At 69.2% G+C, this 20866-nt stretch carries 18 protein-coding genes and 3 pseudogenes; 10 read left to right on the forward strand and 11 right to left on the reverse strand.

Annotated features, from left to right (window positions below; genetic code table 11):
• Positions 1-274: 274 nt before the first annotated feature.
• Positions 275-2008 (reverse strand): PQQ-binding-like beta-propeller repeat protein, encoded by a 1734-nt coding sequence (locus tag NRF20_RS02350; RefSeq protein WP_413751899.1) that lies wholly within the window; start codon positions 2006-2008, stop codon positions 275-277.
• An 80-nt stretch (positions 2009-2088) separates the two neighbouring features.
• Positions 2089-2991: a hypothetical protein gene (locus NRF20_RS02355; protein WP_413751900.1), complete on the reverse strand. Its 903-nt coding sequence runs from the start codon at positions 2989-2991 to the stop codon at positions 2089-2091.
• 420 nt (positions 2992-3411) lie between these two features.
• Here NRF20_RS02355 and NRF20_RS02360 point away from each other — a divergent pair, with 420 nt between their 5' ends.
• Positions 3412-4647, forward strand: coding sequence for a WD40 repeat domain-containing protein (locus NRF20_RS02360; protein ID WP_398635147.1), 1236 nt, complete (start codon positions 3412-3414; stop codon positions 4645-4647).
• A 109-nt stretch (positions 4648-4756) separates the two neighbouring features.
• Positions 4757-5107 carry a hypothetical protein gene (locus tag NRF20_RS02365; protein WP_413751901.1) on the forward strand — a complete coding sequence of 117 codons (351 nt, stop codon included), beginning with the start codon at positions 4757-4759 and terminating at the stop codon, positions 5105-5107.
• Here NRF20_RS02365 and NRF20_RS02370 read toward each other — a convergent pair.
• From NRF20_RS02370 to NRF20_RS02380, 3 genes are all read right to left on the reverse strand, one after another.
• Positions 5097-6587 carry a family 20 glycosylhydrolase gene (locus NRF20_RS02370; protein WP_413751902.1) on the reverse strand — a complete coding sequence of 497 codons (1491 nt, stop codon included), beginning with the start codon at positions 6585-6587 and terminating at the stop codon, positions 5097-5099. The genes NRF20_RS02365 and NRF20_RS02370 overlap by 11 nt on opposite strands.
• Before the next feature lie 356 nt (positions 6588-6943).
• Positions 6944-7846 carry a helix-turn-helix domain-containing protein gene (locus tag NRF20_RS02375; protein WP_398635144.1) on the reverse strand — a complete coding sequence of 301 codons (903 nt, stop codon included), beginning with the start codon at positions 7844-7846 and terminating at the stop codon, positions 6944-6946.
• 664 nt (positions 7847-8510) lie between these two features.
• Positions 8511-9284 carry a phytanoyl-CoA dioxygenase family protein gene (locus NRF20_RS02380; protein WP_413751903.1) on the reverse strand — a complete coding sequence of 258 codons (774 nt, stop codon included), beginning with the start codon at positions 9282-9284 and terminating at the stop codon, positions 8511-8513.
• 123 nt (positions 9285-9407) lie between these two features.
• Here NRF20_RS02380 and NRF20_RS02385 point away from each other — a divergent pair.
• Positions 9408-9578, forward strand: a pseudogene (locus tag NRF20_RS02385) (transposase); the annotation flags it as partial.
• 121 nt (positions 9579-9699) lie between these two features.
• A complete protein-coding gene (locus NRF20_RS02390; protein WP_398634730.1) occupies positions 9700-9903 on the forward strand; it encodes a hypothetical protein in 204 nt (67 codons plus the stop codon).
• A 40-nt stretch (positions 9904-9943) separates the two neighbouring features.
• Here NRF20_RS02390 and NRF20_RS02395 read toward each other — a convergent pair whose 3' ends face one another.
• The 3 genes from NRF20_RS02395 to NRF20_RS02405 are packed head-to-tail and all read right to left on the reverse strand — an operon-like array spanning position 9944 to position 12030.
• The gene (locus tag NRF20_RS02395) at positions 9944-10171 is read right to left on the reverse strand and encodes a hypothetical protein (RefSeq protein WP_398634729.1); all 228 of its coding nucleotides are present in this window, start codon (positions 10169-10171) and stop codon (positions 9944-9946) included.
• On the reverse strand, positions 10168-11061 hold the full coding sequence (locus NRF20_RS02400) for an oxygenase MpaB family protein (protein ID WP_413751904.1): 894 nt from the start codon (positions 11059-11061) through the stop codon (positions 10168-10170). Before NRF20_RS02400 ends, NRF20_RS02395 begins: the two co-directional genes overlap by 4 nt.
• A gap of 24 nt (positions 11062-11085) precedes the next feature.
• Positions 11086-12030 carry a 4-hydroxybenzoate octaprenyltransferase gene (locus NRF20_RS02405; RefSeq protein ID WP_413751905.1) on the reverse strand — a complete coding sequence of 315 codons (945 nt, stop codon included), beginning with the start codon at positions 12028-12030 and terminating at the stop codon, positions 11086-11088.
• A 154-nt stretch (positions 12031-12184) separates the two neighbouring features.
• On the opposite strand from NRF20_RS02405, the pseudogene NRF20_RS02410 reads away from it, so the two are divergent.
• Both NRF20_RS02410 and NRF20_RS02415 read left to right on the forward strand, forming a co-directional pair.
• Positions 12185-12780: pseudogene (locus NRF20_RS02410) on the forward strand (IS5 family transposase); the annotation flags it as partial.
• Positions 12781-12814: 34 nt separating this feature from the next.
• Entirely contained in the window at positions 12815-13285 is a 471-nt protein-coding gene (locus NRF20_RS02415) for a transposase (RefSeq protein ID WP_398634731.1), read from the forward strand.
• A gap of 161 nt (positions 13286-13446) precedes the next feature.
• Here NRF20_RS02415 and NRF20_RS02420 read toward each other — a convergent pair whose 3' ends face one another.
• The 3 genes and pseudogenes from NRF20_RS02420 to NRF20_RS02430 all read right to left on the reverse strand — a co-directional run bounded on the left by NRF20_RS02420 (position 13447) and on the right by NRF20_RS02430 (position 17123).
• Positions 13447-15558, reverse strand: coding sequence for an acyltransferase family protein (locus tag NRF20_RS02420; RefSeq protein WP_413751906.1), 2112 nt, complete (start codon positions 15556-15558; stop codon positions 13447-13449).
• A 227-nt stretch (positions 15559-15785) separates the two neighbouring features.
• A pseudogene (locus tag NRF20_RS02425) lies at positions 15786-16172 on the reverse strand (transposase); the annotation flags it as partial.
• Between the two features lie 135 nt (positions 16173-16307).
• Positions 16308-17123 carry an SAM-dependent methyltransferase gene (locus NRF20_RS02430; RefSeq protein WP_398634725.1) on the reverse strand — a complete coding sequence of 272 codons (816 nt, stop codon included), beginning with the start codon at positions 17121-17123 and terminating at the stop codon, positions 16308-16310.
• Between the two features lie 781 nt (positions 17124-17904).
• Here NRF20_RS02430 and NRF20_RS02435 point away from each other — a divergent pair.
• The 4 genes from NRF20_RS02435 (at position 17905) to NRF20_RS02450 (ending at position 20747) form a co-directional block, all read left to right on the forward strand.
• Positions 17905-18369, forward strand: coding sequence for an RICIN domain-containing protein (locus NRF20_RS02435; RefSeq protein ID WP_398634724.1), 465 nt, complete (start codon positions 17905-17907; stop codon positions 18367-18369).
• A 311-nt stretch (positions 18370-18680) separates the two neighbouring features.
• Complete coding sequence (locus NRF20_RS02440; protein WP_331737113.1) at positions 18681-18986, forward strand: transposase; 306 nt, start codon at positions 18681-18683, stop codon at positions 18984-18986.
• A 17-nt stretch (positions 18987-19003) separates the two neighbouring features.
• Positions 19004-19894 (forward strand): IS3 family transposase, encoded by an 891-nt coding sequence (locus tag NRF20_RS02445; protein WP_413754513.1) that lies wholly within the window; start codon positions 19004-19006, stop codon positions 19892-19894.
• A gap of 583 nt (positions 19895-20477) precedes the next feature.
• Positions 20478-20747, forward strand: coding sequence for a hypothetical protein (locus tag NRF20_RS02450; protein ID WP_398634722.1), 270 nt, complete (start codon positions 20478-20480; stop codon positions 20745-20747).
• Positions 20748-20866: the final 119 nt, after the last annotated feature.

Consider the following 20866-nt stretch of genomic DNA (forward strand, 5'->3'; position numbering starts at 1 on the left):
TGCCCGATTTGCTCTCCCGGACCGACGCCCGCCGCGCCCTGTCCGCGCTGCGGGCCCGGATCAACGCTGGTGGCACGGTACTCCTGGAAAACGGCCTCCCACTCGCCCCCACCGTTTTCGACCGCCTTGGCGTCCTGCAGACCGCCCGCCCTGCCTACCGCTACCCCTGGCACCACGGCCCGGCCCCGCACGAGCTCACTGTCACTCAGGCGTGGGCGTGGCTGTTCGCTCCCGACGTTATGCAAGCAGAACTCGCGTCCCAGAGCTTCGTGTCTCATTCCCGGCGCCCGCCCCGCTCGGACAGGTGCAGGGCGACCCGTCGGACCAGCGCCCTGTGCGCCGGTTCGTCCTCGCCCGCGGCGACCCCAAGGACATATCGGCCGGACACCACGGTGGCGTGGGCCACAGGTCTCGCCTCCAGGCCCGTCCGGTAGGTGTACAGCCAGGCCCCGCTCCGCGGCTTCTCGATCTCGGCCGTCACGCACCCACCGAGTGCGGGGGCGCAGCCCCAGGGCATGGCGCTGGCCGCGTACGTCCGGGCGGCCGTCACGTCGGGCGCGACCCAGCGCACGGTGACGGAGAAGACGTCGCTGCCGTCACCGGACTCCGTGGCGAAGCGGCACACACTCGGCTGCGGCAGCCGGACTCCGTGCATGGTGCGACTCTGCTTCTCCGGCAGCGCGAGATAGTCCGGGGCGAGTTCCGAGAGGAGTCCGGTGTCCACCAGGCCACAGGCGTCGGGCCAGTGCCGCGGTTCCGTTCCCCCCAGTGCGATGGGCCGGGCCGCGTCCTTGGCGCGATGCCCCGGTCGCAGTCCGGTGTAGCGGGTTCCCTTCGCTTCCTCACTGCGGACCACGAGCAGTTCCCCGCTCGCCCCCAGCAGCGTCCCGGCGACCGGCCAGGGCACCGAGGCGGTCCGGCGGCCGTCAAGATCCACGAAGGTGCTGGCTCCGGGCCCCTGCCCGGCGGCGTCCCCGACGGACCAGCGCACGTCTCCGGAGTACGAGCCGTCCGTGCTCGTGTCCTCCACGATCAGCCCGTCCTTCATGAAGGCGAAGCCGGTCAGGGGACGGGCACGTTTCCAGGCGGGCTTCCCGGTGTCCGCCCGGAAGGCCCGCAGTTTCTGGCCGACGCCCGCGTACACGACCCCCTGTTCCTCCCCCAGCGGATATCCGGACCCCGCCTGCCGCAGGATCTCCTCACCCGACTCCGTGAGCAACCGGAACTCGTCGTCCATGCGTACGCCGAGGGCCCCGTCCGCCGCACTGACACTGATGTACTTCCCACGCCCCAGCCGCTTCCGCCGTACGGACCTTCCGTCCCGCTCGTCCACCGCCTGGAGTTTTGCAGTCTCGCCCGTGCAGTGGCGGAGCAGGAGGAGACGGGTCGACGTCGCCGCCATGCGGTAGGGCACGTCCACGTAGGGGTGGGGGTTGGCGCAGTGGGTGTCCAACCGGACGTTCCACCGGACCGCGCCGGTACGCGGATCGAGGGCCAGCGCCCGGTCGCCGTCCATGACCACCGGTCCCCAGTCCGCCAGGAGAACGCCTCCGGCGACGAAGTCACCGGCCCCCTTCCCGTCCGGCCCCGGGACCGCCCTGCGGTGCCACAGCTCGCGCCCGGTCGCGGGATCGTACGCCCGCAAGGTGTCCTTGAAGTGGTCCTGCGTGTCCACGAGGAAGAGCACACCGCCCGACAGCCCCAGGTCGGGGGCCTCCTCCGCGAAGCCGTTCACGATGGAGAGGAGCTGGCCGCTCCGGGTGTCCACGACGCGGACGGAACGGCCCACCGGAACCGCCAACGCATCGTCGCTGAGGGCTGGTGGTACGTCGCGTGCGTCCAGCGCCCGCCCGGTGGTCACGTACGACCAGGCCACCTCCAGGGTGTTCGGAGGCCCGGACGGCTTGCCGGCGGTCCTTCCGTCGCCGACCAGCAGCACCAGCAGGACGACGACCAGCAGGCCCGCTCCCGACGCACGCAGGTCCGTACGCAAACTCCGCCGTGCCATACCACTCCCCGTCTCCCAGAACTTCCCAGAACCTTGCCGGACTTCCCCGGACTTCCCCGGAGCGGTCGGCACCGCGCCGGTCAGCACGGTGCCGCGGGCGACCATCGGCAGGGCCGGGAGTCGTCCTCGAGCCGGAATCCTCCGTTCGGCGACCCCGAGTACACGGCCCCGTACTCCGCGGCGTACCCGGTCACCGCATACCGGCTCCCGCTCGGGGCAGGCACGGGGACCGCGCCCTCCTTCCCGTTCCGCACGTAGCGGACAACCAGCCGGAACTCGCGGGACCCCTTCGCGGCCACGAAGGTCGCCGACAGGTTGACCTGCTCGCCCGGCGCGAGCGTGACGACGTGCTCGTCGAAGTACCGATCGGCCGAGCCCTTCCCGGTCAAGAACACCGGCCAGGCGCTGTCCAGGTCCGCGAACAGCTGGACCTTCGGCTCACCTCCGGCGCTCGCCTCGCACAGCAGCGTTCCGGCGAACGGCGGTGCGGGACGCGGCTGTTCGGGCTCGATGTCGATCGAGGTGATGGTGAGGGGCTGCGTACCGCCCTCGACCGTGAGGTCCGTGGTAAGTTCACCGGCCCGTGCGCCCCGATGGCGTCGGACGACCCCGGCCACGTCACCACCGGTCACGATCTCCGCCCGATCCCGCGGCGAGGAGATCCCGTGCTCCAGGGCCGTGCAGCCGCCGTCGTCGCCATCCTGTCGGGCGGACACGGTGAACGGCGCGGACGGAAGGCTCGCCGAGGGGCTGCCCGCGGCGGCGGGCGCGGCAGGTTCGGGCCCACCGTCCAGGCCCAGGCCGCTGAGGGCGAGGGCGGTCAGCACCGCGCCGAGCACAGGTATGCCGGCCCCGAGCCAGAACAGCCGCCCGTGCTTCCTCCACCACGGCTCGGCGGCCGTCTCCGGTGTCCCGCTTGACGTACCGGGCCGTGACGTACGCGAACCGCGCGACCCCAGCCGCAACGTGGTCCGATTCCTCACCCGTCCCCCACCCCCGGTGGCTCACGCATCCCTTGTTGCCACGGTCAGGCCGACCGGCACCGCTCCCGGGCCCCGGCCCGGCGCCCCGTACGCGTACTCCTGCTCCACGAGCCCCGGGCGAGATCCAGCGTAGCGGCCGGTCCGGCATTCGCGCGTACCGTTTCCAGGTACTGCTCCGTACCCTCTACCGTGTCCCCAGCCCCTGCTCACAAGGCGTACTGAATCCGCGTCGCCTGCCCGGTGCCGAGTGTGGGAAAGCTGAAGGTCCTCCTCGCGGACACGCGCCTGCCACCCCCCAACATATCGTGCCGTCATGTCATATGAGTTAGTTCTGCCCGCCCCTCAGGGCGGGCACACGACAGATCAGGGATGCCCGTCCGCCACGGACACCTGCAAGGGCCACACAGCGGAGGAAGGGCCATGACACCCGACGCGGACCAGCCCGACGTGGACCAGCCCGGCGCGGACGCCGGTGCATCCCGGCCCCGAATCGGCCGTCCGGCGCGACGGCCGAACCGACGCACCCTCCTCCTGGGCGCGCTCGGGACCGTGGCCGCTGCGGCCGTCGCCGTACCCACCGCGCTGACCATGTCGTCCTCCGGGCGGTCGGATCCGGCCCCGCCCTCCCGGCCCCCAGGACCGCGCAGCCAACAGCGACTGCCTCGCCCCTTGATCGCAAAAACGAACTTCAGAGGCGTGTACGCTCTGGCGTTCAGCCCGGACAGTAAGATCCTCGCTGTCGGACTGCTCGACGGAGGGATCGAATTCTGGGACCCGAGGACCCTGACCCCCACCGTCAAGCTCAGAAAGCCCAGCGAACGGTACGACGGGGTCCACGACCTGGCCTTCAGCAGGGACGGGACGCTGCTCGCCGGCTGCGACGGCGTGAGCACGACTCTATGGAACGTCGCCGCACGCGAGGAGATCGCGACGCTCACCGACACCGAGATCGATCCCGTCAAGGTGCAGTCACTGGCGTTCCATCCGCACGCCGACGTCCTGGCCTGCGCCAACATGCACGCGACGGTCAATCTGTGGGACACCGGCACCCATGAGAAACTCGCGACGCTGATCGACCCGATCGGCTACACGAATAGCCAGCAGAAGTCGGTCGAGTCGGTCGCCTTCAGCCGCGACGGGAGTGCGATCGCTACCAGTCACGAGGCGTGCAACGTACGCTTCTGGGACGTCTCCACCGGCGAAATCATCAGCACGATCGACGGCCTCGAACTGCCGGTACTCGATCTCGCTTACAGCCCCGACGGATCCTTGTTGGCCGGTGGCACCGCGAGCTTGAGCAGCAGGGACGGGCAGGTCAAGCTGTGGTCGGCGGACAGTCAGGAGGAGGTCGCGACCCTCACGGTGCCCTACGTCACCACCCCCGGAGAGGCGATCCCCCGTAAGGAGCGCATCGCCCAGTATGTGAATTCCGTGCAATTCAGTCCCGACGGCGAGACCATTATCGGTTCGGTCAACGGCGACCCCCTGATCGTGCTGTGGGACGTCGCCACCCGAAAGGTCGTCGACATCGAGGAAAAGCGCACCTACCAGGACGGCGCGGACTATGACATCGCGCATCCGATGCGGATCAGCCCGGACGGAACCATGGTCACCGCCGGACTCTCCAGCGACGTGGCCCTATGGAAGCTGCCGTGACAGGACAGCGACTCCTGGGACCGACCCCGGGCGGAGCCGGACTCAGCCGCCGCGATGTCGCGCCCACGGTCCTGTCCGGCCCGATCCCCCGCCTGCCACCGTGCGGCAGGTGTGGCTGCGGTGTCCGCGCTGGCCGACGAACCGTGGCCGCGGTCTCCGGCCGAAGGCCCCCTACGCCCAGGCCGCGGCCGCGGTCGGCCCGAACGGCGCCAATGTCCAGCGGACCAACACCGTCGCCTCGACGAGCAGGACCGACACCGGCCGGTACTGCGTCGAGCTGACCTCGGCCGTCGACGCCTCCAAGGCCGCCCCCGTCGCCACCCTCTCCAACTCCGCCGACTGGGGCAGCGAAGTCCGCGTCTCGCGCAACCACAGCGCCTGCCCGGCCAACTCGATCCGCGTCACCACCGGCACCAACGGCGCACCGGCAGACCAGCCGTTCTACCTGGTCATTCCCTAACGACTCCAACCCCGCCGCGTACTTCGTGGACGCCCCATTGCGCCGTGGTGGTCATCAGCTTCGACAGGGCGGCGTCCGCGGTGGCGAGCCGTGCGGTGAAGCCGGCGAAGTCGGTCTCGGCGGTCGGGTTCCACAGCCGGGCCGCGATCGGGGGGACCGCGGTCCGGGTGGCGGTCTGGCCGTTGGCGCCGTTGTAGCCCCAGGAAGCGATCGAGGCGCCGGCGACTCGGCTGGTGGGGGCGACGGTGACGCCGTTCGAGGTGTACTTGCTGAAATCGTAGAGGCTGGACTGCGGGGCCGCGTAGTTGTCCCAGACCGGCGCGACCAGGTACAGGGGGACCCAGCCGGCGTTGATGACGGTGAACCCGTCGGCGACTTGCTGGTCGAAGCGGTAGAAGGAGTTGTCCCAGTTCTCGATGACCACGTCGTGGTTGATCTGGCTCTGGATGTCGCGGCTGAAGCCTTCCCAGACGATGGAGGTCTTGCCGCGGCCGTTGATGTAGCCGTCCAGGTTGTTGATGAACGAGGCGAAGTCCGAGCCCGAGGCGCTGCTCTCGTCCGCGCCGAAGTGGAAGTAGGGCGTGTGTGTGAACACGTCGAGCATCTCGCCGGTGATCGTCTTCACGGCGGCCCGGGCCCCGGGCAACGTGACGTCGATGGTGGCCCCGGTGCCGCCGAACACTGCGGGGTACTGCGTGACCATCTTCATCGAATGGCCCGGGACGTCGAGTTCGGGGATGAGCGACACCCCGCGCGCCGCCGCGAACCGGTCCAGGGCCTTCAACTCGCCCAAGGTGTAGGCCGGATGGCCGCTGGCGTTGTGTGCCGACAGGTTCGGGTAGGCGGTCGAGGGGAACATGAAGTTCTGGTCGTCGGTCAGGTGCAGGTGCAGGTAGTTGATCTTGTAGAGGTGGCAGAGCTCGATCTGGTTCCGCAGGTCCCGGATCGACCAGTGCCCGCGGGCGGTGTCGACCATCAGCGACCGGTAGGCGGTGTCGGGTGCGTCGGTGATTACCGTACCGGGGATGGTCCGGTCGGCCTGGAGCATCTGGAGCAGGCTGGCCGAGGCGTTGGCCAGGCCGTTCTGATCGGCGGCGGAGAGAGTGACGATGCCGTCTACGGTCAAGGTGTAGGAGCCGTCGTGCGAGGTGCTGGCCTTGGTGATGGAGATGTCGCCGGGGGCAGGTGTGCCCGCGGCCGCCATGGTCGTTTCCGTGCCGGTGACCGCAGCGACTTCCTGTGCCAGGGCGGTGGCGTAGTCCTCCAGGCCGAGGCCGCTCGGGTAGACGATCCGGCTGGCCGCCGTGATCGAAGCAGGGGTGCCGGTACTGGTGATGGTTCGGGGTGCCGGGACGACGACCTCGGCCGTGGCCGCCGCGGTGGCTGGCCCGGCGGGCAGCACGGCCGCTGTCTGCAGGGCGGTGATGAGGACGGCCGGAGCGAGGATCGCTGCGAGGCGTCTGCTGGCGAGCAGGGTCACTGCCTTCTCCTATCAGAGGGGCGTGCAGGGACTGGCCATGGTGCTGATGTCCGGTGGCTTCGTCGGCGGTGAGCTTTTCGGCTGCGGTCCGGGCATGAGGAGCCGGCGGTGGTGGCGAATGCCGATGGTTTGCGAGGTGCGCGCCCACGCACGCGAACCGTTTACGGCTCGCTACGCTTCGAGAGTGCGGCCATTGCGAGCGGCAGCCTCGAACGCGGTTTCGGAGAGCAGAGGCCCGATGCGGGCGACGCCATCCATGCGAAATGCCATGGTGGGTGTGTCAACGGGGCTCTGCGTCATGGGCCGAGGCTAGGTACGGGCGCGGGGCTCCGCGTTCCCGTTCCTCCGCCGTAAATTCATGGTGCAGTGCTATGGCGGTGGGGTGTGGTTCTGGCAGCCGTGGGCGAGATGCCGTGGTAGCGGCGGAAGATGGTGGCGAACCGCTGTGAGGAGGAGAACCCCAGCGCGTGGGCCACCGCCGTGACCGACACTGCCGGGTCTCGCTGCAGCCACTCGCGCGCGTACTCGGTCTTCCGGCGCAGGAGATAATCCTTGGGGCTGGTGCCGGTGGCGGCACGGAATGCCTCGTAGAACTGGCTCGTGGACAGCTCGGCCATGGCGGCGAGTTCTGCGGGAGTGACCGGGTCGGCGAGATGTTCTTCGATCCACGTCAGTACCCGGGTGATGCGGTGGTCCGGCCATGCCGCAGGTGACGATCCTGCGCTGGTGAAACCACGGGTCAGTTCCAACAGCGCCGAGGCGAGTGTGTGCTGCAGCAACGCGTCGTTGATCCAGTCGCCGGCGTGGTCGGCGAGGGTCAGGGCCCGCTCCAGGCTGTCGCGGGCCTGGTCCGTCCCATCGGTGGTCAGTTGCCCGGTCGGGGTGGCGAGCAGGTTCAGCGCCCGGTGGAGAGCGTCCGGGCCTGGTTGTTCGGTGACGCGGGCGATGAGCCAGATCAGTGAGCCGCGGGGTTCAGTGGCCAGGCCCGTGCTGTAGGCCGCGCCCGGCGGTACACGAATGGCCTGGCCAGGGCGTGCCGGGTGGACCGTGCCGCCGATGTCGAAGGAGAACGCGCCGCGGACCGGTAGCGCGACCACCAACAGGGTGCGATGCCGGTCCGGCGGACGGGGAACACGGGCGTGCAGGTACCGGTAGCGGCCCAGGGCCAGCAGCGGCGCGAGGCCGAGCCCGGCCAGGTCCACGACGGTGCGTTCAGCGCTCTGATCGAGGTTGACCTCGTCGTTGAAGGGCAGCGTCATGGTTCGCTCTCCGGCTGTGGATCGGAAAGGCCGATGGTGCCATGACCGGCCGAGCCTGCACAGCCTGGAGCTCGCATCAGCTGTCAGGCGCCGCGGCGTCCCGGCGGTGACGTGCAGACATCCACCGGGGCTGGCCACAACACCGTCGCGGGCCCCGACTCGTCGAGATCGAAGCGGACATGACGGCCTCCCACCACCTATTCAACGACGTGGATCCGTCCTGCCGTGTCGACAGCGACCGCGTGCGGACTTTGAACTGCTCCGCCGGCACCTGCGGGGCGATCGTCGCACCGCCGGGACTCAGGGCGTTGGGCCATCCCGGCCGCTCGACAGCCGCGTCGTCGGACCCGTAGCACCCCATTAACCGGCCGTCCGGGTCGGTCCAGCAGGGCCACCGACGCCGACAACTCGCCGACCACGAGCGTCTCGTAACGGAAGGCCAGGCAGCTCGGCCTGCGCAGACGGTCCGCAAACGTCCCAACGAGCTGCCCCGCTGGATCCAGGGTCACCAGACGGTCGTTCTCCCGATCCGCCAGAATGACCCGGCCGCTGTCCTGAACCATCGCGTGCGGACAGCGGAAGGCACCGTCCCGGCCGGCCGGCGCGGCGAAGGCCGCGACTCCGTGGTGCGCCCAAGGGACTTGCCTGGTCTTCTCCTCCATCATCACCTCGCGGCCGCGTTCCGCACGGTCCGAGCGTTGTCCTGCAGACCGTGGTCCATCCCCTTCTCCCGCTCCAGCCGGACCATGTCCGCCGGGCGGTAGTTGAGGATGTACGCGCGCCGGTGCCCATCGGTCGTGTTGCCGCGGGAGTAGTGAAGTGTTCCGCCGGCGTGGGCCGCCGCATGGCCGGGAGCCAGCGGTACAGGCATGGCACCGGGCTCGTCCTCCGAGCATTCGCACTCGATCGCGCCACCACCGGCGCCGGCCGACCGGTGCGCCCGGATCGGGGTCTCGTGCGAGCCTCGGACGTACCACATGCAGCCGTTGTCCAACGTCGACTCGTCCAACGCGACCCAGATCGAAACAGCCCGGGTGTCAGGGAGACCGACCCAGTAGGCGGCGTCCTGGTGCCACGGAGTCGGCACCGCGGTGCGGGGTGCCTTGTCGATCAACATGTCGAAGTCGAGAACGGCGTCGTCACCGATCAACTCCCGGGCCAACGCGAGACCCCGTTCGTGCAAGGGCAGCCCCAGCAAGCGGGGGTAGAGCTCGGACGGCCACATGATCTGTGTGATGTTCTCGGCGGCACCGTTGCTGCGGGCGCTGCCGGCGCCGAGGTCGGAGCGCTTGTCACCGCAGTCGATCTCGCCATTCAGAAACCGATCGTAGATCGCCCGGTACAGATCGACCTCTGCCGGCGAAAGCAGTTCTCCCATGCGGGCGTAGCCGTCCTCGTGGAAGATCACGGCACGCTGAGAAATCGGGTTGGTTGCCATGCGGACAAGTTAGACAGGCGGAGTGGAGACCGGCGTTCCCCTACCGCCGCCATAATTCTGGCCACGGCTCCGTGATCCCGTAGGGTCAGCGGCGGAGAGCGTAGTGGGTCAGGCGACCTCGCCTCCTTCGCGGCCCCGGACCGGCACGCCGCCTTCGCTGGACTCGCGCCGGCACCGCACGACTCAGGGAAGAAGAGCGGCAACCTCCACCGCCCCCGCCACTACCACCGCGGCCTCCAGTGCGTCTTCTACATGTCCGCCCTGACCAGCGTCCTCTGCGAGCCAAACTCGCGGGTCTTCTACAAGCGCAAACGCGCCGAGGGAAAGAACCCCCGGCGTGCCCGTCTGCCGGGCACCCGTCGGGCGACCGGTGCCCGGCCGCTGACAGAGGCCACGTCGAGGCGCCGACTCGGCGATGATCCTGCAGCGCGAGGTCGTCGCGATCGCGTTCGGCGGTTACAGCGGCGGCCCGGTCGAGCTGGCGCTCGAGGAGCACACCGCCGTCTGCGCCGCCGTCCGCCGGGGTGAAGCCGCCGCGGCCCGTGCCGGGCGGCCGCGCACGTCCATCGCACCCGTCACAGTTTCCAGGGCTGAAAGAGGGAGTCCCTGCCTGTGGTGACAAGAGATGCCACCGGCAGGGCTCGCCATTCCGATCGGTCCTAAACCTTGGTGAAGGTCCAGGACTGGAGGGGCGCGGCCATGATGCCCAGGGAGATGACCTTGGCGCCATTGGTGGCCGACTCCGCGGTGATCGCCTGGGCGCTGGCCGTCGTCGCCACCAGTGAGTAGCCGGTGGCGGCGGTCTGCCAGAGCGAAACCCGGTGAGCCGCCGGTTCCCCTCCGCCGAAGCATGCTGCTGCCGGACGCCTCGAAGATCTCGACGTCATCCCTGCCGCGCCCCCGCCAGCCGCCCCCGTGCGGCGGCCTGGATCCGGGAGGGCCCGAGCCCCCACTGGAGGGTGCGTCCGACGGCCGTCGCCAGGGGCCGGTCCCAGCCGGTGCGGACGGGGGCCGGGCGGTGGATGCCGAGTTCGGTGCGGGCCCAGTCGGGGAGGAGTCCGAGCGAGGCGTTCGTGAGCAGGCTTACGACCAGCCGCTCCCGTCGTGTGCGTCCGAAGCGGCGGAGGAACAGTACCGAGTCCAACGCGGCCGGAGTGGCGTGGAGTTGGGGGCGGAGGCGAGCCAGGTACCGCTCGGCTTCGAGGGACGTGCGTGGTACGTTCCGTGCGCCCAACGCTTCGGCCACGGGGGCGGCTTGGCGGTAGTAGGCGTCGCACTCGGCGGGGGTCAGTCGGAGCGGTCGGGGTGCGTAGGTCTGGTGGCCGGCGAGGAAGCTGCGTACCTCGGCGGTGTGCACCCAGGTGAGCAGGTCGGGGTCGTCCGCGCGGTACGGCCGGCCGTCGGGGGCGGTGCCGTGCACCCGGGTGTGGATCCGCCGGACCAGGTCGATCACCTCGCGGGCGGCGGCCGAGGAGCCGAAGGTGGTCGTGGTGATGAACCGTACGGTTCCGTTCAGCCGCCCGACCGGATCGGCGCGGAAGTCGGAGTGCTGGTCGACCCCCGCCATGGCCAGCGGATGCAGCGACTGGAGCATGAGCGCGGCGAACCCGCCGGTGAGCATCCCGGTGGCCTGCCCGTGCACCCGCCACACCGGATCCCCCGGCGCGATCCCGAACAGCCCGGGATCACCGGGCGGCCCCGCGTACCGCTCCAGCTTGAGATCCCCGCCGTGCATGGTCGCCGTGAGTTCCGCCGCGATCCGTTCCCGCAGTCCCACCAGCACCTCCAGGATCCGTGTTCCTCAGCCGAGGGTACCGACCCGCCCGGCGAGCACGGCCACGAGGATGAGCAGTCCGCACAGAGGATTGGTACCGAACGCCCGCCCGCAGGCTCCGACATCCGCAGGGTCGGCCCGCCATACCTGCCATCCCAACTGCCCCGCGACCACGCACAGTCCGGGCCAGTACAGCGGCCCGAGCCCGGCCACGATCCCGAACCAGGCGAGCAGCACCACACACCCCGCGTACACGACGCCCACCACCACCCGGCTACGCCGCCCCAGCAGCACGGCGGCCGACCGCACCCCGGCCCGCACATCGGCCTCCCGGTCCTGGCAGGCGTAGATCACGTCCGTCCCCACGGCCCAGCAGATCAGCGCCCCGTACAGCACCGCGCCCCCGAGCCCGAGCCCTCCGGTGAGCAGGCCGTACACCAGCGGCACCGTCCAGTTGATGGTGATCCCCAGCCACACATGCGGCCAGTGGGTGACCCGCTTCATATACGGATACACCGCCGCGAGGGGCGCCCCGACCGCCGCCCACACCACGGCCTCCACACTCCAGAACCCCATCACCAGCGGAGCGACGGCCCCCACCACGACACACAGCACCAGTGCCCGCCCGGCCGCCAGCCGCCCGGAGGCAACGGGCCGCCCCGCCGTACGCGGCACCTGTGCGTCGAACCGCGCGTCCAACACATCGTTGAGCCCGCAGGCGGCCCCTCTCGACAGCACCCCGTACACCAGGAGCAGCAGCCCGAGCAGGCCCCCGTCCCGGGGCCCGGCGATCGCTCCCAGGGCGATCCATCCGGGCACCACCAGCAGCCAGGCCCCCACCGGCCGGTCCAGCCGCAGCAACTCCAGATACGGCCGCACCCCGGCGGGGGTCCGCCCCACCAACCGGGCGGCACGGCCTTGGGCCGGGACTTGAGTCGGGACTTGGGCCGGGGCTCGTGAGGCGACGGTCATACCGATTCACGTCCCTTTCCAGGGGGATTGCATGCCGATCGGTCCAACCTAGCCCCGGCTAGGTGGTGCCTTCAAATGATCTCGAGCAGTGGATCATGGTCGGGTGATACGTCGACATGAACTGTCGCATGCCGAGTGAGAGTTCGTCCGGCCGCTGCTGCCCAAGTCGTTGCGGGGCAGGAAGCGTCTGGACGACCGCACCGTGCTCAACGGGATCGTGTGGAAGTTCCGTACCGGGACGGCTTGGCGGGACGTCCCTGAGCGGTACGGTGCGTGGGCCACGCTGCACACCCGGTTTCGCCGGTGGGCCCTGGACGGCACGTTCGAGCGGATGCTCCAGGCCGCCCAGGCAAGGGCGGACTCGACCGGCGGCATTGACTGGCTTGTGTCGATCGACTCAACCGTGGTCCGTGCCCACCAGCACGCTGCCGGGGCCCGAAAAGGGGGCTCCGTAACCGGGGGCTCGGTCGGTCCCGAGGTGGCCTGACCAGCAAGATTCACCTGGCCTGCGATGCCCTGGGGCGCCCGCTCGCCTTCACTGTCACAGGCGGGAACACCAACGACTGCACCCAGTTCACCGCCGTGATGGACGCGATACGGGTACCCCGCCCCGGTCCGGGACGGCCCCGTGTCCGGCCCGACCACGTCATCGGCGACACGGGCTACAGCTCGCGAGCGATCCGGGCTTGGCTCAAGCGGCGGGGTATCGGCCACACCATCCCGGAACGGTCCGACCGGATCCGCAAGGGCCCGGGGCGGCGGCTTCGGCAAGACCGCCTTCGCCATCGACTGGCAGGCCAAACAGGCCGTCTGCCCGACAGGTGCCACGAGCAGGTACTGGACAGAAGGCGTGGACAACAACGGCCGGGACGCGATCCGCATCCGCTTCGCGACCGCCACCTGCGCACCTTGCCCCGTCCGCGATCAGTGCACTCGCTCCACCCAGTACGGACGGCAGTTGACCGTCCGCCCACAGGACCGGGACGCGGTGCTCGAACGCGTCCGCGCCGAGCAGTCCACGGACGAATGGAAGCAACGCTACGCGGCCCGAGCAGGGGTGGAAGGCACCATCCACCAGGCTGTCGCGACTGCCGGAGTCCGCCGGACCCGCTACGTCGGATTGGCCAAGACTCACCTCGCGCATGTGCTCACAGCAACCGCTGTCAACCTGATCCGCCTCGATGCCTGGTGGAACGAAATCCCACTCGCCCGCACCCGTACGTCCCGACTGGCCGCCCTCGACCTTGCAGCATGAAATCAATTGGGCAACAGGGTCATCGAGACCTTCTACAACTGCCGTCGTCTACGCAAACACGAGGTCCACGGCTACCTCACCCCAGCCGAAACCCGACAACTACATGAACACGCCTTGGCGGCATAAAGATCGAGTGTCCGAGATCACGGGGAAACTTCAGTTCAGGGCGCACCCACGAGGCGGTCCAGCGATGGCGCCAGAACCGGGGCAAGCGCATCGGCGTACGCCTCCGAGAGGTGGCTGTCGTCGCGGTAGACGGCGGTGTCGGCGACGACTACGGGGCAAATGCCGGTGCGGGGGGCGCAGAGCCAGGGGGTGGGGTCGATGACTGTGGTGGCCGTTGTGGATGCGGCGGTGCGGAGGGCGATACCGCGGGCCGCGTTGCGGGTCGTGTCCGGCAAGTGGTTCGCGCAGGCGCGTAGTTGCAGGGAGTTCCTGGCGGCGCAGTCGATCGGGTCGCCCTTGGGCCATGGGGTGTCGAGCAGGGCGGCGACCCGGACGCCGGAGGTACCCAGGTTGCGGAAGGTGCTCTCGAAGCCGGTGGTCCACTGGTGGAGGGGGTCGGCGGCGGGGCGGGCCGGGTCTCCGGCGTCCGAGGAGGAGACGACGACCAGGTCGGGGCGCAGGGTCTTGATCCTTGCCATGGCGTTGGAGCGCCAGGTGTCGCAGGCGGTGTACGGCTTGTGGCCGCTGACGATGGTCAAGTCGGCGACCTTGCAGGAGGCCTTCGTCAGCGAGACCAGCTTCCAGCCGCGTGTGGTTGCGAGCCGTTGCAGGGCCGGGAACCACTGGGCCGCGTGGGAGTCGCCGAAAAGGACGACCGTACGGGAGGAAGTCCGGTCGCCGTAGACGCAGGGCCGGGTACCGGTGGCGGCGTAGTCGACGTGGCAGCCGTCCCGGTAGACCGCGGAGCGGGAAGACTTCACCTTCGGCAGGGGCGGGGCGAGGTTGCTCGGCAGGGCGGTGGGGGACGACGCCAGGAGTTCGGTGAGACGCGCCTGCGGGGCCGGTGCGTCGGAGAGAGCCTGCGCCAGCGCGGGCGCAGGGTCGCCCACCTCGATCGTCGGCGGGACCGCCGTCGCCGTCAGGGACAGCGCCGAGGCGCCAGCCGACAGCGCGGCCCCGAGAACCAGGGCGCGGCAGGGGCGCCTGCGGAAGGCCCGGTGGAAGCGGACCGGGTTCTCGACGAGGCGCAGGGTCAGCCACGCCAGGCCCAGCGCCGCCGCGGACAGCCCGAGCGCGAGCGGCACGTCGGCCGTGCCGTCTGCGCGGCCCAGCGCCGCCGGGGCTATGACCAGCAGCGGCCAGTGCCACAGGTACCAGCCGTACGAGAGTCCGCCGAGCCACACCAGCGGTCGCCGCCGCAGCAGCCACCCCGCGCCGTGCGGGGTGGGCGCGCAGCTGCCGGTCAGGACGAGCGCGGTACCGGCGACCGGCAGGAGGGCGTGGTAGCCGGGGAAGGGCGTCTCGTCGTCGTACCAGACCGCTGCCAGCGTGACGCAGGCCAGGCCGAGCCAGGTCAGCGGGGCCGCGAGGGCGGCGGGCAGCCTTTCCAGCCGGCCGGTGCCCAGCGCCAGGAGCGCGCCGACACCCAGTTCCCAGGCCCGGGTAAGGGAGCCGAAGTACGCCCAGGGAGTCGAGGAGTCCGTCACGAGGACGCCCGCCGCGAACGACCCCAGGCACAGTACCCCGAGCGGCACCGCGACCAGTCGGCGCCGACCGCGGGCGACCCGCCAGGTAAGCAGCAGGAGCAGCGGCCACACCAGGTAGAACTGCTCCTCCACGGCGAGCGACCAGAAGTGCTGGAACGGCGACGGCGGGCTGTTCTGGGCGAGATAGTCCGTACCGGCCGCCGCCAGCCGGAAGTTGACCGCGTACAGCGCGCTGGCGAGGGCGTCGCCCGCGTACTCGGCGAGCCGCGCCTTCGACAGGAACAGCCACGCCCCGCCCAGCGTGACGGTGATGACCAGGGACGACGCGGGAAGCAGCCGCAGTGCCCGGCGGGCGTAGAAGGAACGGACCGACACCCGTCCGGTGGTGGCGAGTTCGCGCAGCAGCAGCGACGAGATGAGGAAGCCGGAAATCACGAAGAAGACGTCGACACCGATGTAACCGCCGCTGACCTGAGACACGCCGGCGTGGGAGAGCACCACCAGCCCAACGGCCACCGCGCGCAGCCCCTGGATGTCGAGCCGCAGGGCGTGGCCTTTGGGTGGTGCGGATCTGCCGCTCGCCGGGACGGTACATATCTCGGCGGACGTGATACTCGACATGAGGTGACTCCTCGGGGTGACTGACATGCTTCGGCTAAGAAGATCGGTCCGGCCACCGCACGGGGTTCCGCTGTTGTCGCCCCAACTTCGCCTCAGCCGCGAAGGTTCAGCCGCGTGAAACCATCGGTTCACCCTCATTCAGCCCTGTGGCAAGAGACATCGAGCCCTTTGAGCGTTGCCACTCCAGGGTGAGGAACGCCGCAGTGATGGAGGACATTCGATTCGGGCTACACCGGGCCCTGCGGGACTCCTTGACTCACGGTGGTTTCCTCGGTGAGGCGGCGGGTCATGAGGTCGGTCATGGCGAGGTGGATCACGGCTTCGGAGCGGGTGGGCAGGGCTTCGTAGTCGCGGGCCAGGCGGCGGTGAAACATCAGCCATCCGTAGGTTCGCTCGACGGCCCACCGCTTCGGGATGGGGGTGAAGCCCCTGGTTCCGGGCTTGCATTGGGTGATTTCCATGTCGATACCCAGGGCCGCGGCGTGCTCGACCAGGTGCTGGCGGTACCCGCCGTCGACCCAGACCTTTCGGATCGTGGGGTGTTCGGCAGCCACCGTATCGATCAGGCTGGTGCCGACGACGGAGTCCTGGACGCTCGCAGCCGTGACCAGGAGTGTCGGCCGCCCATGTCCGCTTGGCCGCGCGGGGCCCGGACGTCACCGAGCGGACGGCTTGGCGGTGGCTCGCGGTCGGCACCGAACCGGAGACGCGCGGGCCCGCCCCCGTACGTGCCCCGGTCCGTCAGGGTGTCACGGCTTGCGGGCGAGGCCGCCGTGCTCGCCGATGGGTTCCGGGGTGGGGGAAGTGGGGTCCGGGCGCCAGAAGGGAACCGACACGACCCCGGGGTCCAAAAGTTCCAGGCCGTCGAAGAACGCCGCGATTTCGTCGACGGGGCGCAGGAAGTACGGTACGGCGCCGGTTTCGTTGTACGCGTCCTGGGCGTGTTCGTAGTCGGCGTCGGTGCCCCGTGAGCCGTCGTTGATGGAGAGGTAGCTGCCGGACGGCAGTCCGTCCATCAGGCGGGTGACAGTGTCGTGCGCGTGGTCGTAGTCGGCGACGTGGCCCAGGATGTTGCTGAGAATCAGGGCTGTGGGGCGGGTGAGGTCCAGCGTCTCGGCGGCGGCCGCCAGGATGCGATCAGGGTCGGACAGGTTGGCGTCGACGTAGGCGGTCGCCCCCTCGGGGGTGGAGGTGAGCAAGGCGCGGGCGTGCGCGAGGACCAACGGGTCGTGGTCGACGTAGACGATCCTGGTCTCGGGGGCGAGCCGCTGGGCGACCTCATGGGTGTTGTTCACGGTCGGCAGGCCGGTCCCGACGTCCAGGAACTGCCGGATGCCCTTCTCGGTGACCAGGTAGGTGAGGGTGCGGCGCAGGAAGGCGCGGCTGCTGCGGGCGATGGTGACGATGCCGGGGAAGACGGCGCTGTATGCGTCGCCGGCTTCCTCGTCAACGGGGTAGTTGTCTTTCCCACCCAGCCAGTAGTTCCAGATCCGGGCCGAGTGCGGCACCGACGTATCGATCTTCTGATGCACCGCCGGTCCGGGCGACGTGGCGTGGTCGGTCATGGGTACCGTCCGTCTTTCAACCGAGGCGTGAACTGTCAACGCACAACCTACGTCCCAACAACATGGATACGTACATCAGTTCACGTCTCCGGTGGGCTCGATCAGCGCTGATTCCCCGAACAGGTCTCCACCCGGCCGGTATGAGAGCCCACACTGGCAGCCTCGCGGCCGGCCCGATCCATGTGGACTGGGTCCCGCCCGGTCCGCCGTCGCTGACGGCGTCACAGCCACCATGGTCCTCGCACTCGAGTCCGCAGTCCGGCCGTCCTGCTGACAGGTGGGTTCCTCGCTGCCGAACAGGCCGTTATGCGGTCTGCCAACCTGTCGAAGCGCCCAGGTGTCTCACGGCGGCTCTACGCACTGGCAGCGTGATCTGCGGCGCGGTCCCGGTGCACACGCGTGAGGCGTCCTCTGCGTAGGTCACGTCTCGGACGTGGTCCAGGGCTTCCATCGACCAGTGCTCCTGCACGAGTTGAGCCAGTTGGGCGGGGGTGGCCTGCTCGGGTATGACGGAAGCTAGAGCCCGGGTAAGCAAAGGGTCGAGTGGCCGGGGTCGGCGCCGGCCTGTCAGCGCGGGTGCACGTGCCGGCCGGACCCAGCACCCCCGGACGCAGGTGTACTTCACCCAGAGGTGACGCTTTCGCCGCAAGTAGCAACCACCGCAAGGAAGTTCGAGTCGCCATTCGCCCGGTTTGGTCAGCAGCTGGCTGGTAGTCTCCGGGCCCATTGAGAACAGATCTCCAGACCATCCCGGCCGGATGCGCCGGGCAGAGGGGGACTCATGCTTCTGAGAAGGCTGGCCACCACAGGGGCGGTCATCGGGCTTGCGGTGGGCCTGAGCAACACGCCGGCAAGCGCGGTCCCGCGATCCAGCGTCTTCGTGAATCAAGCCCAGCCAGTGAAGTGCCTGGACTTCCGCGCCGACTACGGTCCGTACACCTTCGGCTGCAACTACGGTGACTACCAGACGTGGTACTGGAACGACGACTATGAGTACACAGCGCTCCGCCAGAAGGCGACCGGGCTGTGCCTCACGCTGCGCAACGGCCAACTGACCATGAAGCCCTGTGCCGCCGCGGACCAGGCAGCATTCTGGAACGTCACCAATAGCCCGTCCGGTGCCCTGATCAAGAACGCCGTCAGCCACAAATGTCTCGCACGAACGGCGACGGTGAACGACCTCGTCTCCACCGCGACGTGCACCGGAGGCAGCTCCCAGCGCTGGTTCATCTCGACTCCCAAGTAGCCCAAATAACATGCCGGAACGAAGGGCAGCGGAGCGCCACCCCGACCGACCACGGGGCACCGCACCTGGTGCGTTACAACGAGTCGGCCGACATCAGCCACAGCGAACTGCGCATCATCAGCCGGGGGACCAAACCCATGCGCTACTCCAACAAATGGTGCTCCTCATCCCGCCCGTCGCCGACGCAACAGCCGAAACCGCGCTGCAGCGGCTCAACGTGGCCTTCGGCGCTACGTGCGTGTGAAGTTCCCCCCGATGTCAGGACAGCTTGATACTGGGACGTATGGGTCCCGGAGGAAGCAGTCCAGGTAGTGAGTAAGAAGAGCAACACGAGCAAGCGGTACACGGCGGAGTTCAAGAAGGACGCCGTCGATCTCGTCCGTTCCTCCGGGCGGACGGTGACGGAGGTCGCGCGAGAGCTCGGGGTGAGTTCCGAGGGCCTGCGGGGCTGGGTCAGGCAGGCCGGGATCGATCGGGGCGAGGGGCCGGCCGGGGTGTTGACCACCGCTGAGCGGGAGGAACTGGTCCGGCTGCGACGCAAGGTCCGCGAGCAGGAACAGACGATCGAGGTGCTGGGAAAAGCGACCGCCTTCTTCGCGCAGCAGAAGACGAAGTAGCCGCGCGCTACCGGTTCATCGACGCGGAGAAGGCATCCGAGGACAATCCCGGCGGCTACGGCGTGAGTCTGCTGTGCCGGGCGTTGAAGGTGGCGCGATCGGCGTATTACGTCTGGCTTGCCGCGCGGCCCGCCGCCGAGGTGCGCCAGGCGGCCGAGGACGAGCTCGCCGGGGAGATCCGGCAGATCCACGCCGATTCCCGTGGGGCTTACGGGGCCCCGCGGGTGACCGCGAAACTGCGACGCGGGGGCAGGCGGATCAATCGGAAGAAGGTCGAGCGGATCATGCGGGAGCGCGACATCCGCGGGATCACCCGCCGCAAGCGCCGCAGCCTGACCAAGGCCGACACCAAGGCGGCCCCGTCGCCGGACCTGGTCGGGAGGGACTTCACCGCCGCCGAGCCCGGCACGAAGCTGGTCTCGGACATCACATATCTGCCCACACTCGCCGGTTGGTGGCATCTGGCGACGGTCATCGACCTGGCGACCCGCGAAGTCATCGGGTACGCGATGGCCGACCACCATCGCGCCGAACTTGTTGTCGACGCCCTGAAGATGGCCGCCGGCCGCAGCGCCCTGAGGAAGGACTGCATCGCACACTCGGATCGCGGATCGGAGTACACGTCGAGTGAATACCGCAAGCTGATAAGGGAGTTGAAGCTGAGCCAGAGCATGGGACGAACCGGGTCATGTTACGATATCGCCGCAGCCGAAAGCTTTTTCGGTTTACTGAAAGCGGAGATCGGGACCACCGTCTGGGAGTCCCACGAGGCTGCTCGCGCGGACGTCTTCCGCTTTATCGAGGTCGAGTACAACCGAACCCGTCTGCGCAAGCATCCAATCTACGGCTACGTCACCCCGATCGAGACCAGGGCCCTGGCGGCCCAAGATCTCACCCACGCAGCGTAAACATTCGCTGTCCGTGATCGTGGGGGAACTTCACCTCGAGACTGAGCCCATGGAGCCAGACATGGAGCTTCCTGGGTTCGGTGGTGTCCGATGGGAGCTTGAAGCTCACAGCGACGGCGAGTTCGGCAACCCCCAGGCGTACTGCGTAGAAGTCACGCTGAGCAACGGGACCGCTTCAGGAGCAAGTGGACCTCTGTGGAAGAGATGAAGGCCGCGGACGCGCACATGAGTCCGTTGTTCCGTTAAATGCCGCAGAGCCCCGCCGGAGCAATCCGGCAGGGCGTCGTCGTCTCACGCGCTCTCACACAGGTCTCACCAACTGTGCGGACTCCCCCGGACTGGGAGGCCCTGAACTGGCATTACGCGCCTGTCCTGGATCGGCTGGACGCCCCTGAACGGTCGTTACGACCTGTGCCGGGTGGGACCGTCAAAGCTCAAGGACAGCGGTCACCACCCCGCGCGGCCCCGGCGCCCTCATCGGCTACGACAAGACCTACGTCTCCGCGATCGAACTCCGGCCATGCCGCCCTGGAGGGGCCCATGCTTCCGACGGCATCTGCATCCGGTCACGGATAGCGAGAGGGTGCTGGAGCTGTACGACGCCCCTCCCGCCGACGGCCGGGTGATATGCGTCGACGAGTTCGCCCCGCTCAACCTGATGCCGCGCAAGGGCAAGGCCTGGCGGCCCCGGCGTTCACCCCGCCGTCCGAGGGCCACCTACAACCGGTACGACGGCGTGATGCACATGCTCGCCGCGCTCGACCTGGGCACGGGGAAGATGTACTACCGCATCCGGCAGCGCAAGCGGTGGCGGGAGTTCCCGGGCCTGCTCAAGGCCCTGCACGTCCGCTGACCCAGGGAGAAGCTGTACATCGTCCGAGTAGCGGTGTCGCCTGACGGTGCGTTGGGGAATGCGAACGGCGTGTCCAAGATCGTGTCCGGGCCTGCATGCGGCGGTCGCGAGGCCCCAGC

Source organism: Streptomyces sp. R-74717, assembly GCF_047305335.1.
Taxonomy (GTDB): Bacteria; Actinomycetota; Actinomycetes; order Streptomycetales; family Streptomycetaceae; genus Streptomyces; species Streptomyces atratus.

Bases quoted from the DNA above. Each gene is read 5' to 3' on its own strand.
- NRF20_RS02390 (WP_398634730.1), top strand. From the start codon at position 9,700: ATGATCCTGCAGCGCGAGGTCGTCGCGATCGCGTTCGGCGGTTACAGC.
- NRF20_RS02375 (WP_398635144.1), bottom strand. From the start codon at position 7,846: ATGACGCTGCCCTTCAACGACGAGGTCAACCTCGATCAGAGCGCTGAA.
- NRF20_RS02350 (WP_413751899.1), bottom strand. From the start codon at position 2,008: ATGGCACGGCGGAGTTTGCGTACGGACCTGCGTGCGTCGGGAGCGGGC.
- NRF20_RS02395 (WP_398634729.1), bottom strand. From the start codon at position 10,171: ATGACGTCGAGATCTTCGAGGCGTCCGGCAGCAGCATGCTTCGGCGGA.
- NRF20_RS02360 (WP_398635147.1), top strand. From the start codon at position 3,412: ATGACACCCGACGCGGACCAGCCCGACGTGGACCAGCCCGGCGCGGAC.
- NRF20_RS02430 (WP_398634725.1), bottom strand. From the start codon at position 17,123: ATGACCGACCACGCCACGTCGCCCGGACCGGCGGTGCATCAGAAGATC.
- NRF20_RS02380 (WP_413751903.1), bottom strand. From the start codon at position 9,284: ATGGCAACCAACCCGATTTCTCAGCGTGCCGTGATCTTCCACGAGGAC.
- NRF20_RS02435 (WP_398634724.1), top strand. From the start codon at position 17,905: ATGCTTCTGAGAAGGCTGGCCACCACAGGGGCGGTCATCGGGCTTGCG.
- NRF20_RS02420 (WP_413751906.1), bottom strand. From the start codon at position 15,558: ATGTCGAGTATCACGTCCGCCGAGATATGTACCGTCCCGGCGAGCGGC.
- NRF20_RS02405 (WP_413751905.1), bottom strand. From the start codon at position 12,030: ATGACCGTCGCCTCACGAGCCCCGGCCCAAGTCCCGACTCAAGTCCCG.